This window comes from Bradyrhizobium sp. C9 (assembly GCF_002532045.1).
Taxonomy (GTDB): Bacteria; Pseudomonadota; Alphaproteobacteria; order Rhizobiales; family Xanthobacteraceae; genus Bradyrhizobium.
The window spans coordinates 54806-68363 of sequence record NZ_NWTG01000004.1; the positions used below are offsets into that span (position 1 = coordinate 54806).

The 13558-nt window shown below is 66.0% G+C and carries 12 protein-coding genes; 8 read left to right on the forward strand and 4 right to left on the reverse strand.

Going from position 1 to position 13558, the window contains the following annotated elements:
* Positions 1-4: 4 nt before the first annotated feature.
* A complete protein-coding gene (locus tag CO675_RS10585) occupies positions 5-610 on the reverse strand; it encodes a DNA-3-methyladenine glycosylase (RefSeq protein ID WP_097671886.1) in 606 nt (201 codons plus the stop codon).
* A gap of 132 nt (positions 611-742) precedes the next feature.
* Between CO675_RS10585 and lipA the strand changes: the two genes are divergently transcribed.
* The 3 genes from lipA to CO675_RS10600 all read left to right on the forward strand — a co-directional run bounded on the left by lipA (position 743) and on the right by CO675_RS10600 (position 2786).
* Positions 743-1702, forward strand: coding sequence for a lipoyl synthase (gene lipA / locus CO675_RS10590; protein WP_097671887.1), 960 nt, complete (start codon positions 743-745; stop codon positions 1700-1702).
* A 77-nt stretch (positions 1703-1779) separates the two neighbouring features.
* Positions 1780-2319, forward strand: a complete 540-nt coding sequence (locus CO675_RS10595) for a P-loop NTPase family protein (RefSeq protein WP_097671888.1) — start codon at positions 1780-1782, stop codon at positions 2317-2319.
* Positions 2319-2786 carry a type II toxin-antitoxin system RatA family toxin gene (locus CO675_RS10600; protein WP_097671889.1) on the forward strand — a complete coding sequence of 156 codons (468 nt, stop codon included), beginning with the start codon at positions 2319-2321 and terminating at the stop codon, positions 2784-2786. The genes CO675_RS10595 and CO675_RS10600 overlap by 1 nt, the downstream gene beginning before the upstream one ends.
* Positions 2787-2888: 102 nt before the next feature.
* Here the strand turns inward: CO675_RS10600 and CO675_RS10605 are convergent, their stop codons facing one another.
* The 3 genes from CO675_RS10605 to CO675_RS10615 form a co-directional block, all read right to left on the reverse strand.
* Entirely contained in the window at positions 2889-3278 is a 390-nt protein-coding gene (locus CO675_RS10605) for a BA14K family protein (protein WP_097671890.1), read from the reverse strand.
* A 173-nt stretch (positions 3279-3451) separates the two neighbouring features.
* On the reverse strand, positions 3452-4051 hold the full coding sequence (locus tag CO675_RS10610) for a CinA family protein (RefSeq protein ID WP_097671891.1): 600 nt from the start codon (positions 4049-4051) through the stop codon (positions 3452-3454).
* A gap of 1 nt (position 4052) precedes the next feature.
* On the reverse strand, positions 4053-5249 hold the full coding sequence (locus tag CO675_RS10615) for a bifunctional 2-C-methyl-D-erythritol 4-phosphate cytidylyltransferase/2-C-methyl-D-erythritol 2,4-cyclodiphosphate synthase (protein ID WP_097671892.1): 1197 nt from the start codon (positions 5247-5249) through the stop codon (positions 4053-4055).
* Between the two features lie 287 nt (positions 5250-5536).
* Between CO675_RS10615 and dusB the strand changes: the two genes are divergently transcribed.
* The 5 genes from dusB (at position 5537) to ntrX (ending at position 13207) form a co-directional block, all read left to right on the forward strand.
* Positions 5537-6538, forward strand: a complete 1002-nt coding sequence (gene dusB, locus CO675_RS10620; protein WP_097671893.1) for a tRNA dihydrouridine synthase DusB — start codon at positions 5537-5539, stop codon at positions 6536-6538.
* A complete protein-coding gene (locus tag CO675_RS10625) occupies positions 6535-7710 on the forward strand; it encodes a two-component system sensor histidine kinase NtrB (protein ID WP_097671894.1) in 1176 nt (391 codons plus the stop codon). The genes dusB and CO675_RS10625 overlap by 4 nt, the downstream gene beginning before the upstream one ends.
* A gap of 9 nt (positions 7711-7719) precedes the next feature.
* Complete coding sequence (ntrC, locus tag CO675_RS10630; protein WP_029084144.1) at positions 7720-9162, forward strand: nitrogen regulation protein NR(I); 1443 nt, start codon at positions 7720-7722, stop codon at positions 9160-9162.
* Between the two features lie 188 nt (positions 9163-9350).
* Positions 9351-11819: a sensor histidine kinase NtrY-like gene (locus CO675_RS10635; protein ID WP_097671895.1), complete on the forward strand. Its 2469-nt coding sequence runs from the start codon at positions 9351-9353 to the stop codon at positions 11817-11819.
* A gap of 17 nt (positions 11820-11836) precedes the next feature.
* Positions 11837-13207, forward strand: coding sequence for a nitrogen assimilation response regulator NtrX (gene ntrX / locus CO675_RS10640; RefSeq protein ID WP_028331957.1), 1371 nt, complete (start codon positions 11837-11839; stop codon positions 13205-13207).
* Positions 13208-13558: the final 351 nt, after the last annotated feature.

Below are 13558 nucleotides of genomic sequence, written 5' to 3' on the forward strand. Positions count from 1 at the left end.
ACGCTCAGAACCGCTTGCTGAGGAATTTCGATCCCTTCAGCCCGTAGCGCCAGGGCAGCTCGACCGCCTTGGTGATGCCGATCCGCAATCCGGTGACGATGTCGGGCGGCTTTGGCCGTGCGTGGAGCGCGATCGGCGGCCGGTCGAGCGGCAGTTCGCTGTGCGCGATCGTGATGCCGAGCGCTTCGCAGAGCTTGCCGGGCCCCGAGCACAAGGCGCGCTCGTCTTCCAGCCCGCGCCGCCGGCGCATGGCGGCGAGGCCATGGGTCGGCTCGAGCGCACGGATCAGGACGGCGCTGGCCGAGCCCGGCGCCTCGCAGACGAAATTGACGCACCAATGGATGCCGTAGGAGCGGTAGACATAGGAGAAGCCCGGCGGGCCGAACATCACCTGGTTGCGCGGGGTCGGTCCGTTGAATGAGTGAGCCGCCGGCTCGGTGTGATGGTAGGCCTCGACCTCGGTGATGATGCCGCCGACGCCGCCGACCAGGAAGGTCGCGCCGATCAGGTCGGGCGCGACCTCGTGGACGCTGCGATCGAAGAACGAGCGTTTCAGAGCTTTGCCGAGGCGCGGTGCGGTCGCCGTGGTCGATCGGGGTTTTTGAGCCATTTTGAGGTGGGAATCGGCGTGGAACGGACCTCGACACTGCCAATATATGGGCTGGTCTGCTAGGGTCGCAGGGCGGGTTGCGAGCTGCGTCAACACCGATTAGCTATGGCCTCTCGCGACTTGCAGGCACAAATGGTCACCATCGTCGACACCATCTCCACCGCTCAGCTCCGCCCGCGCCACCCCGAAAAGGCGAACCGGCCGGATGCCGTGTCGCCGCCGAAGCCGGACTGGATCCGGGTCCGGGCGCCGAACACGCGCGGCTATGCGGACACGCGCAAGATCGTGAAGGAGAACGGCCTCGTCACGGTGTGCGAGGAGGCGGGCTGCCCCAACATCGGTGAGTGCTGGGACAAGAAGCACGCCACCTTCATGATCATGGGCGACACCTGCACCCGCGCCTGCGCGTTCTGCAACGTCAAGACCGGCATGCCCGGCGCGCTCGATGCCCATGAGCCCGAACACGTTGCCGAGGCGGTCTCCAAGCTGGGACTGGCCCACGTCGTGATCACCTCGGTCGACCGCGACGATCTCGCCGACGGCGGCGCCGAGCATTTTGCGCAGGTGATCCGCGCCATCCGCGCGCGCTGCCCGACCACCACGATCGAGATCCTGACGCCGGACTTCCTGCGCAAGGACGGCGCGCTCGAGCGCGTGGTCGCGGCCAAGCCCGATGTCTTCAACCACAATCTGGAAACCGTGCCGTCGCGCTACCTGACGGTCCGTCCCGGCGCGCGCTATTTCCATTCGATCCGGCTGCTGCAGCGGGTCAAGGAGCTGGACCCGACCATTTTCACCAAGTCGGGCATCATGGTCGGCCTCGGCGAAGAGCGGCACGAGGTGCTGCAGGTGATGGACGATCTGCGCTCGGCCGAGGTCGATTTCCTGACCATCGGCCAGTATTTGCAGCCGACGCGCAAGCATCACGCCGTGATGCGCTACGTGACGCCGGATGAATTCGCCGGCTACGAGCGTGTCGCCTATACCAAGGGATTTCTGATGGTGTCGGCGAGCCCGCTGACGCGCTCGTCGCATCACGCCGGCGAGGATTTCGCGAAACTGCAGGCGGCGCGCACGGCTCGCGGCCGCTAGATTTTGTAACGGCAGGAGGCCGGCGTCGCAACGCGCCGTTGCCTGATCGGGCCTTGACCGCATCTTGGACTGGACCAATGCAACGCGTGCTGGTGATGGGATCGTCGGGGTCCGGCAAGTCGACCTTTGCGCGACGGTTGTCCGTCATGACGGGCATCCCGACCGTGTCGATCGACGCGCTGTTCTGGAAGCCGGGCTGGGTCGAGTCCGACAAGGATGAATTCGAGCGCCGCATGATCGAGGTCACGCAAGCGCCGCGCTGGATCATGGATGGGAACTATATGAGGAACGGTGCAGGTGAGCTGCGCCGGCAGCTCTCCGATACGATCATCTGGTTCGACCTGCCGCGGCTGACCTGCATGCTCGGAATCCTGGGGCGCATTGCCGGCAGCTATGGCAAGGTTCGCCCCGAGATGGCGGAAGGCTGCCCGGAGAAGATCGACCTCGAATTCTTCCGTTACGTCTGGACCTATCGCCAGCAGCAACGCCCGAAGCTGATCGAATATTGCTCGGGCTTGCGCGCCGATCAATCGCTGGTCTGCTTCACCGATCGGGCCCAAGCGGATGACTATCTGAAGCGCCTCGCACACAAGCAAAACCGTGCGAGTATCCACTGATGCCACGATTCTCAAGCAAGCGGCGGGTCCGCCACACCGCACCTCAAATGTTCGATCTGGTCGCCGACGTCGAGCGCTATCCGGAATTCGTGCCGTTGTGCCAGGCGCTCAAGATCCGCCAGCGGACGCCCAAGGACGACGGCACTGAGGTCGTGGTCGCCGACATGACGGTCTCCTTCAAGCTGGTGCGCGAAACCTTCACCAGCAGGGTGACGCTCGACCGGCCCAATCTGAAGATCCTGGTCGAATATCTGCGTGGACCGTTCAGCAATCTCGAAAACCGCTGGAGTTTTGAGCCGAAGTCGGAGACCGAGTGCGACGTCGGCTTCTTCCTGAACTACGAATTCAAGAGCCGGATGCTGGCGATGCTGATGGGCTCGATGTTCGACGCCGCATTCTCGCGCTTTGCCGCGGCGTTCGAGAAGCGGGCCGACCAAGTCTACGGCAAGCCTCAGCTCTCGACCTAGCGTCGCTGTCTCGTCCGCCGAGGAGGCTGCCTTTGCCCGGGACGCAAATGCCCGGCACGAGGCCGGGCATGACGGATGATGCGATGGGTGCGTCCGCCGGCGCTACGGGCACGAACGCCGCACGCCGCCCTTTGCGATGTAGGTGCCTGAACCCGGGTCGTAGGAGCGGAAACGCTGGGAGCAATAGGCGTCGTTGTTGGCCTTGGCCTGGCTTGCCGCGATGGCGCCGCCGATGATCGCACCGGCTGCAAGCCCGCCGATGATCGCAGCGCCGTTGCCACCGCCACCATGGTGGTGATGACCATAATAGCCACCGCGGTAGCCGTAACGCGGGCCGCCGTGCCAGTGACGATACTGGACGTGCTCGACGGAGGTCGGCTGATCCTGCAACCGGGCGGGCGCGAGCGGTGCGGCGAACGAGGGGGCAACAGACGACAGCGTCATGGCACCAGAGGTGATTGCGGCCACGACCAAAGTTCCCAACTTCATCATTTTCTCCTTGTTGTGGGATTTTGCTGTTTGGAAAAACAATTCAAACGGCAGAGTTGGAACAATAGAAAACGGCGAAGCGACGTCGCAGTTCCACCTGAGATAGGCGGCACTGGGTCGCAGTTGACTTGAGGGTAGTGCGAGGCTGGCCTTCGCGCGATTCGACTTGCTTAGGCCTATCCGCGCGGCGGCCGCCGGCGTTTCGCGGCATGGCTTCGTGGCGACCGCGCCACCCGCGTCCGCAACCGGCTGGCGGTCTCGCGGCGCGGCTTTGCCGCCTGCGGCGGGCGCGCGAGCTCCATCAGCATGCGCAGCGCCTCGACCACCGAGCGCTGCCGCACCGTGCTGCGGCCGATCGCGCCAAATCGCTGCTCGCGGTGAAGGATGCGGCCGTCGCGCGCGGCGACCGCAAAGTGCACCAGGCCGACCGGCTTGCCCGGCGTCGCGCCGCCCGGGCCCGCGATCCCGGTGATCGAGACCGCGAGGTCGACGCCGGCCTTTTCGAGCGCGCCGATCGCCATCGCGGTCGCGGTTTCCTTGCTGACGGCACCGAACGTCTCCAGCGTCGCCGCCTTGACGCCGAGCATCACCCGCTTGGCCTCGTTCGAATAGGTGACAAAGCCACGGTCGATCACGTCGGACGATCCGGGGATGTCGGTGAGCGCGCCGGCGACAAGGCCGCCGGTACAGGATTCGGCGGTCGCGATCGTCAGCTTGCGCATCCGGCACAGGTCGAGCAGCGCGCGGGAGAGGGCACGAGCGTCGCTGCCGCCCATGTCAGGCACTCCAGCCTTTTTCATCCCAGGGCAGACGGACCGTGGCGCTCGCGGTCGCCGCGATGCCTTCCTCTCGGCCGGTGAAGCCGAGCCGCTCGCTGGTGGTGGCCTTCACCGCCACGCGCGAGATGTGGACGCCGGAGATCTCCGCGATCTTCGCCCGCATGGTGTCGCGCAGCGGGCCGATCTTCGGCCGCTCGCAGATCAGCGTCACCTCGAGATTGGCGATCCGTCCGCCGCGCGCGGTGACGCGCTCGACCGCATATTTCAGGAACTGGTCGGAGGAGGCGCCCTTCCACTTGGCGTCGCTCGGCGGGAAATGCGAGCCGATGTCGCCGTCGGCCAGCGCGCCGAGGATCGCGTCGACCAGCGCATGCAGCCCGACATCGCCGTCGGAATGCGCCAGGAATCCCCTGGTGTGCGGCACGCGGACGCCGCAGATCATGACATGGTCGCCGTCGCCAAAGGCGTGCACGTCGTAGCCGGTGCCGGTCCTGATGTCGCCGAGCTGGCTCGCGAGCCGCGCTTCCTCGCGCACGAAATCTTCGGGGGTGGTGAGTTTCATGTTGGCAGCATCGCCTTCAAACGTCGCAACGGTCAATCCCGCCCATTCGGCAAGCGCGGCATCGTCGGTGAAATCGCTGCGGCCCTCGCGCGCGGCACGACGATGCGCCTCCAATATTACGTCGAAACGAAATGCCTGCGGTGTCTGCGCGATCCGCAAGCGGGCACGCTCGGGCGTTGCTTCGACATCGCCGGCATCGCCGGTGAGCTTGATCGTGTCGGTGACCGGAATCACGGGGATCGCAGCGCCGGTCCGGCCGGCCGCGGCGATCGCGCGCGAGATCACTGCCGACGTGACGAAGGGCCGTGCGGCATCGTGGATCAGCACGATGTCGGGTTTCGCGCTGGCGAGCGCCTCGAGCCCGGCATGGACCGAGGCCTGCCGGGTCGCGCCGCCCGGGGTCGGCGGTTGATGGCGGAGGCCAGCCACTGCTTCATCGAACAGCGCGGCATCGTCGGGGTTGACCACCGGCTGCACCGCGAACACTTCGGGGTGGCCGGAGAACGCCTCCATGGCGCGGTAGATCACCGTCTGTCCGCCGATCGTCCGGTACTGCTTGGGTCCGCCTGCGCCGGCGCGCAATCCACGGCCGGCTGCGACAAGGATGGCTGCGGTACGCTCAGGCTTCGGCATGTTGAACCAGTGACAAACGAAATCGGGGATGAGGGGGACGGCGGGGGACCGCCGCGCACAGCCCTTAGCATGACCGCTGCGCAAAAACAGAGCGTTTGCCGATGACTGTGGGAAAAGCAGATTTTGTTGCAGTGCACCTGCACAGGTGGTAGGAATGTCTAAACCGTAGGCATGAGCCTTGACTGCACAAGAATTGTGCGCAGAATAGACAACGTCAGCTGCAATGGCGTGGCTGACAGAACGACGAGACGGCTGTGACCGGCGTGCAAAGTACTCCTCGTAACCCATTGAAGATAGGCGATATTGCTGTCGCCAACCGGGTTCTCCTCGCGCCCATGTCCGGCATCACCGACGCGCCTTTCCGGCGACTCGCTGCCACTTTGGGAGCCGGACTGGTGGTCTCCGAGATGACCGCCAGCGACGATCTGGTGAACGGCAAGCCGATGTCGAAGCTGCGTTGTGAGGCAGCCGGGATCGGGCCGCACGTGGTCCAGCTTGCCGGCTGCCAGACCCATTGGATGGCGGAGGGCGCGCGGATCGCCGAAGGCGCCGGCGCCGACATCATCGATATCAACATGGGCTGCCCGGCGCGCCACGTGACCGGCGGCCAGTCCGGCTCGGCGCTGATGCGCAACCTCGACCACGCGGTGACGCTGATCGAGGCGACGCTGGCGGCGGTCAAGGTGCCGGTGACGCTGAAGATGCGGCTCGGCTGGGACGATCGCTCGCTCAATGCGCCCGAACTGGCGCGCCGCGCCGAGGCATCGGGCGTGCAGATGATCACAGTGCATGGCCGCACCCGCTGCCAGTTCTACAAGGGCGAGGCCAATTGGAACGCGGTGCGCGCGGTCAAGGATGCCGTGGCGATCCCGGTCGTGGTCAACGGCGACATCACCTCGTTCGACAAGGCGCTCGACGCGCTGGAGATGTCGGGCGCCGACGCCGTCATGATCGGACGCGGCGCGCAGGGCCAGCCCTGGCTGCCCGGCCAGATCGGCCGCCGGCTCGAGACCGGGGTTGCCGAGGCTGCGCCGTCGCTCGCCGAACAGCTCAAGCATGTTCGCGCGCTCTATGACGAGGTCTGCAGCCATTATGGCCTGCGCATCGGGCTCAAGCATGCGCGCAAGCATCTCGGCTGGGCGCTGGAGACCGCTGCCGTCTACAGCTGCGCGCCTGCAGCAACCTTGAAGACCTGGCGGCAGGCAATCCTCACCTCAGAGCAGCCGTCCAGCGTGCATCGCGCGCTCGCGGACGCCTACGACGATTTTGCCTGGAGTGCTGCCGCATGACGTCAGCCATGGAATTTCGCCGGCCCGTGCCCACCGACGGCGAGGCCATCCTCAACGCGCTGCCCAATCCGGTGCTGCTGGTCGCACCCGATGGGCGGATCGTCGATGCCAACATCGCCGCCGAGTCCTTCTTCGAGATCTCGACGCAGTTCTTGCGCCGGCAGTCGCTGAAGGAACTGGTGCCGTTCGGCAGCCCGCTGCTCGCGCTGATCGAGCAGGTGCGGGCGAGCGGCTCGCCGGTCAACGAATACAAGGTCGATCTCGGCACGCCGCGGATCGGCGGCGATCGCCAGGTCGACCTGCACGTCGCGCCGCTGACCGAGCGGCCCGGGCATATCGTGGTGATGCTGCAGGAGCGCACCATCGCCGACAAGATGGATCGCCAGCTCACCCATCGCAGCGCGGCGCGCTCGGTGATCGCGCTGGCCGCAATGCTCGCCCATGAGATCAAGAATCCGTTGTCGGGCATCCGCGGCGCGGCCCAGCTCCTTGAGCAGCAGGCGTCCTCCGAGGATAGGCTGCTGACGCGGCTGATCTGCGACGAGGCCGACCGCATCGTAACGCTGGTCGATCGCATGGAAGTGTTCGGCGATGACCGTCCGGTGGCGCGCGGGCCGGTCAATATCCATTCGGTGCTCGACCATGTGAAGCGGCTGGCGCAGTCCGGCTTCGCCCGCAACGTCCGCTTTATCGAGGACTACGATCCGTCGCTGCCGCCGGTGCTGGCCAATCAGGACCAGCTGATCCAGGTGTTCCTCAACCTCGTGAAGAACGCGGCCGAAGCGGTCGCCGATCTCGGCACCGATGCGGAGATCCACCTTACCACCGCGTTCCGGCCGGGCGTGCGGCTGTCGGTGCCCGGCAAGAAATCGCGGGTCTCGCTGCCGCTGGAGTTCTGCGTCAAGGACAACGGCTCAGGCGTGCCGGAAGACCTGCTGCCGAACCTGTTCGATCCCTTCGTCACCACCAAGCAGACCGGCAGCGGGCTCGGCCTCGCGCTGGTCGCCAAGATCGTCGGCGATCACGGCGGCATCATCGAATGCGAGTCGCAGCCGCGCAAGACCACCTTCCGCGTGCTGATGCCGATGTACAGCGCCGCCAAACACCACGACCAAAGCAACCGCGATGACGTTCCGGGTACGTCTTCGCCTGCCTCTCAGGACGCACGATGAGGAACACCAATGCCTGCAGGTAGCATACTTGTCGCTGACGACGACACCGCCATCCGGACCGTCCTGAACCAGGCGCTGTCGCGCGCCGGCTATGAGGTGCGCCTGACCGGCAACGCCGCCACGCTGTGGCGATGGGTCAGCCAGGGCGAGGGCGATCTCGTCATCACCGACGTGGTGATGCCCGACGAGAACGCGTTCGACCTGCTGCCGCGGATCAAGAAGATGCGGCCGAATCTGCCGGTCATCGTGATGAGCGCGCAGAACACCTTCATGACCGCGATCCGCGCCTCCGAGCGCGGCGCCTACGAATATCTGCCGAAGCCGTTCGACCTGAAGGAGCTGATCACCATCGTCGGCCGCGCGCTGGCCGAGCCGAAGGAGCGGGTCTCCAGTCCTGCCGACGACGGCGAGTTCGACTCGATCCCGCTGGTCGGCCGCTCGCCGGCGATGCAGGAGATCTACCGCGTGCTGGCGCGGCTGATGCAGACCGACCTCACCGTGATGATCTCGGGCGAGTCGGGCACCGGCAAGGAGCTGGTCGCCCGCGCGCTGCACGACTACGGCCGGCGCCGCAACGGCCCGTTCGTCGCGGTCAACATGGCGGCGATCCCGCGCGACCTGATCGAATCCGAATTGTTCGGCCATGAGCGCGGCGCGTTCACCGGCGCCAACACCCGCGCCTCCGGCCGCTTCGAGCAGGCCGAGGGCGGCACGCTGTTCCTCGACGAGATCGGCGACATGCCGATGGAGGCGCAGACCCGTCTGCTCCGCGTGCTGCAGCAGGGCGAATACACCACGGTCGGCGGCCGCACCCCGATCAAGACCGACGTGCGCATCGTCGCGGCCTCCAACAAGGATCTGCGCATCCTGATCCAGCAGGGCCTGTTCCGCGAGGATCTGTTCTTCCGCCTCAACGTGGTGCCGCTGCGGCTGCCGCCGCTGCGCGAGCGCATCGAGGATCTGCCCGATTTGATCCGGCACTTCTTCTCGCTCGCCGAGAAGGACGGCCTGCCGCCGAAGAAGCTCGACACCCAGGCGCTGGAGCGGCTCAAGCAGCACCGCTGGCCGGGCAACGTCCGCGAGCTGGAAAACCTCGCCCGGCGGCTCGCCGCGCTCTATCCGCAGGACGTCATCACTGCCTCCGTGATCGACGGCGAGCTGGCACCACCGGCGGTCACCTCGGGCAGCACCGCGACCGTCGGCGTCGACAATCTCGGCGGCGCGGTCGAGGCCTATCTGTCCTCGCACTTCTCCGGCTTCCCGAACGGCGTGCCGCCGCCGGGCCTCTACCACCGGATCCTCAAGGAGATCGAGATACCGCTGCTGACGGCCGCGCTGGCGGCGACCCGCGGCAACCAGATCCGGGCCGCCGACCTGCTCGGATTGAACCGCAATACGCTGCGCAAGAAGATCCGCGACCTCGATATCCAGGTCTACCGGAGTGGTGGCTAGGGCTGATGGGCGGGGCGCAAGCCTGGCTTGAAGCCCCGTCACCGTTTTTGAGTAGTCACAAATGGTTTTGAGGACACGGCGCCGCACCTCGGTTTGCGCCGCGGAAATGTCGCAATTCGGCAACATTGTGATATGATTGCATCAGTTCGCAATTCCCGCGGGCGATCGCTCTCAGCTCAATTGCCGGTATGACCAGCGCAGACACCACCGCTTCAACGTTACACGCGCCCCTGGCCGAGCCCACTGCAGAGGCGCGGGGCTTCCCGCTGCGGCGCTGGCTGGCGCCGTTCGCCGTGGCGATCGCGCTGCTGTCGGCCTTCCTGACCTTCGTGGTGCTGACCGGCCTGACCCCGATCGAGCCGACCTCGGAGGTCGTCCGCTCCTTCCTGATGATCAACGCCGCCACCATTCTGCTGCTGGTCGGCATCATCGTCCGGGAAGTCTGGCAGATGGTGCAGGCGAGGCGGCGGGGCCGGGCGGCGGCGCGGCTGCACGTCCAGATCGTCGGCCTGTTCTCGGTGATCGCGGTCCTGCCGGCCGTGCTGGTGTCGATCGTCGCCAACGTCACCATCGAGCGCGGCCTCGACCGGCTGTTCTCGGGCCCCACCAAACAGGTGATCCAGAACTCGCTGACGATTGCCAGCGCCTACATGCAGGAGCACGCGCAGCTCATCAACGGCGATACGCTGGCGATGGCCAACGATCTCGCCCATGCGCGGCCGCTCTACGACCAGGATCGCATGACCTTCCTGCAGCTGATGACGGCCGGCGCCGAGTCCCGCAACCTGCCGGTCGCGGTGCTGATGGACAAGGACGGCAAGATCGTAGCCAGCGCCGAAACCGGCGTCCGCCTGAACTATGAGGCGCCGCCGCCTGATATCCTCAAGGACATCAACGAGACCGAGCCGAAGATTTCGGTCTTCCCCGAAAACTACGTCGCCTCCGTGGTCCGGCTGCGGGCCTATGACGACATGTTCCTGTACGTGGCGCGGCTGCTCGATCCGGCTGTCGTCGCCCAGCTCAAGCAGACCCAGACCAGCGCCGCCGAATACGCCCAGCTTGAGACCCGCCGGCTCGGCATCCAGGTGGCGTTCGCGCTGATGTTCGCGGTGATCGCGCTGACCATCCTGATGGCCTCGGTGCTGATCGGCCTCAACTTCGCCAACGGGCTGGTATCGCCGATCCGCCAGCTGATGGGTGCGGCGAGCGAGGTCTCGACCGGCAACCTCAATGTCCAGGTGCCGGTCCACAAATCGGCAAGCGACCTCGCGCTGCTCGGCGAGATCTTCAACAAGATGACCCAGGAGCTGCGCACCCAGCGCAACGAGCTCGTCGATGCCAGCGAGACCATCGACAGCCGCCGCCGCTTCATCGAGGCGGTGCTGTCGTCGGCCAGCGCAGGGATCATCGGGGTCGATGCCTCCGGCAGCGTCGGCATTCTCAACCGCTCGGCGGAGAAGCTGATCGGGCATGCCGAGTCGGAGACGCTCGGCCATCCGCTCTCGGACGTGCTGCCCGAGCTCGACGAGATGATGAAGACGGCGCGCGAGGGCACGCAGCGCCTGGTGCAGGGCCAGGTCACGATCCTGCGCGACGGCAATGAGCGCAATCTGTCGGTTCGGGTCTCCGCCGAGCAGACCAGCCAGTCGCGCGACAGCTACATCATCACCCTCGACGACATCACCGAATTGGTGTCGGCGCAGCGCACCTCGGCCTGGGGTGACGTCGCCCGCCGCATCGCCCACGAGATCAAGAACCCGCTGACCCCGATCCAGCTCTCGGCCGAGCGCATCCGCCGCAAGTTCGGCAAGACCATCACCGAGGAGAAGGACAAGTCGATCTTTGAGCAGTGCACCGACACCATCGTGCGCCAGGTCGACGACATCCGGCGGATGGTCGACGAGTTCTCACGCTTTGCGCGGATGCCGAAGCCCGTGATGGAAGGCGAGGACGTCGCCGACGTGGTGCGCCAGGCGGTGTTCCTGATGAAGGTCGCGCATCCCGATCTCGACATCGAGGCCGACATCAAGCAGTCGCCGCTGCCGGCGCAGTTCGACCGCAGGCTGATCTCGCAGGCGCTGACCAACATCATCAAGAACGCGACCGAGGCGATCGAGCAGGTTCCGCGCGAGGAGCTCGGCAAGGGCCGCATCGACGTCGTGGCGCAGCGCGAGGGCGACGACATCCTGATCGATGTCGTCGACAACGGCATCGGCCTGCCCAAGGTCGCCCGTGCGCGCCTGCTCGAGCCCTATGTCACGACGCGGGCCAAGGGCACCGGGCTCGGACTGGCGATCGTCGGCCGCGTTCTGGAGGACCATGGCGGCCGCATCGAGCTCAAGGACGCGTCCGATTTCCGCGAAGGCCAGCGCGGTGCCTGGATGCGGCTGCGCTTTTCCGTCACCGGTCAGGCGGCCAAGCCCGAGAACAAGCCGGAGAGCAAGGAACAAAAGCCGGACGTGAAATCATCCGACCCCGACAGTGAAAAAAATCCGCCGCAAGAGCCGACCAACGGCCCGGCACAGGCGACCAACAATGAACCAAAAATCCAAGAACGAATCCAAGAACCCGATCAGCAAGAACCAAATAACCAAGAGCCAAATGCACAAGAGCCAACAAGCCAAGAGCCAAGAATCAAAGCCGCGACGGGCGACTGACAACGCAGGTGTAACCCATGGCAAGTGACATTCTGATTGTCGACGACGAAGCTGACATTCGTGACCTCGTTGCGGGTATCCTGGACGATGAGGGGTTCTCCACGCGCACCGCGCGCGACAGCGATTCGGCGCTTGCCGAGATCGCCAACCGCCGCCCGAACCTGGTCTTCCTCGACATCTGGCTGCAGGGCTCCAAGCTCGACGGTCTGCAGCTGCTCGAGCAGATCAAGAAGGACAATGCCGATCTGCCGGTCGTGATGATCTCCGGCCACGGCAACATCGAAACCGCCGTCGCCGCGATCAAGCGCGGCGCCTATGACTTCATCGAGAAGCCGTTCAAGTCGGACCGGCTGATCCTGGTGGCGACCCGGGCGCTGGAGACCTCGCGGCTGAAGCGCGAGGTCAAGGAGCTCAAGCAGCTGGCGCCGGCGGCGAGCGTCCTGACCGGCCGCTCGGCCTGCATGAACCAGCTGCGCCAGACCATCGACCGCGCCGCCAAGGCCAACAGCCGCATCCTGATCGTCGGCCCGTCCGGCGCCGGCAAGGAGCTCGCCGCGCGCACGCTGCATCATGCATCCGGGCGCGCCGAGGGGCCGTTCGTGGTGATCAATGCGGCCGCGATCACGCCTGAGCGCATGGAGATCGAGCTGTTCGGCATCGAGGGATCGAACGGCGAGCAGCAGCGCAAGGCCGGCGCGCTCGAGGAAGCGCATGGCGGCACGCTGTTCATCGACGAGATCGCGGACATGCCGCGCGAGACCCAGAACAAGATCCTGCGCGTGCTGGTCGACCAGACTTTCCAGCGCCAGGGCGGCACCGGCAAGGTCCATGTCGACGTCCGCATCATTTCTTCGACCGCGCGCAACCTCGAGGAGGAGATCGCGGCGGGCCGTTTCCGCGAGGATCTCTATCATCGCCTCTCGGTGGTGCCGATCCGGGTGCCGCCGCTGTCAGAGCGCCGCGAGGACATCCCCGAGCTGATCGACTATTTCATGGACCAGATCTCGGCTGCCACCGGCTTGCCGAAACGGCAGATCGGACAGGACGCGATGGCCGTGCTGCAATCGCATGTCTGGCCGGGCAACGTCCGGCAGCTGCGCAACAACGTCGAGCGCGTGATGATCCTGGCCGGCGGCGGCCCGGAGGCGATCATCACTGCCGACATGCTACCGCAGGACGTCGGCTCGATGGTGCCGGCAATGCCGACCTCCAACAATGGCGAGCACATCATGGGCCTGCCGCTGCGCGAGGCGCGCGAAGTGTTCGAGCGCGATTATCTGATCGCCCAGATCAGCCGCTTCTCCGGCAACATCTCGCGCACCGCGGAGTTCGTCGGGATGGAGCGCTCGGCGCTGCATCGCAAGCTGAAGGCGCTCGGGGTCGGTTGACCCCGGTACACCTGGTCCGGCAACCGCCGGCCCCTTGGCGCGAAGCCCCGGCGGTCACCCGCCGGGGAAGCAGGGCTCGGCTCGGGTCCTGGCGGGCCGGCGTGCGAGGTGAGGGCAGGTCCGGCGCAACCGGGGGAATTATCCACTCTCCACGAGAATATTCGTCTCTTTCCCCGCGCTTTCTTAGAATTGCCACCGTGTTCCTACCGACTGCTGCGCGAACCGGCTTGCCTAAAAACCGCGCGTAGCCTCTAATCCTACCGCTACGTCTGCCAGAGGGGGATCTCAGGGCAGGCGGGCAGCCGGAGGAGGCTCCGTCAGAGAGCCGCAACCGGTTCAATAAAAAGAAGC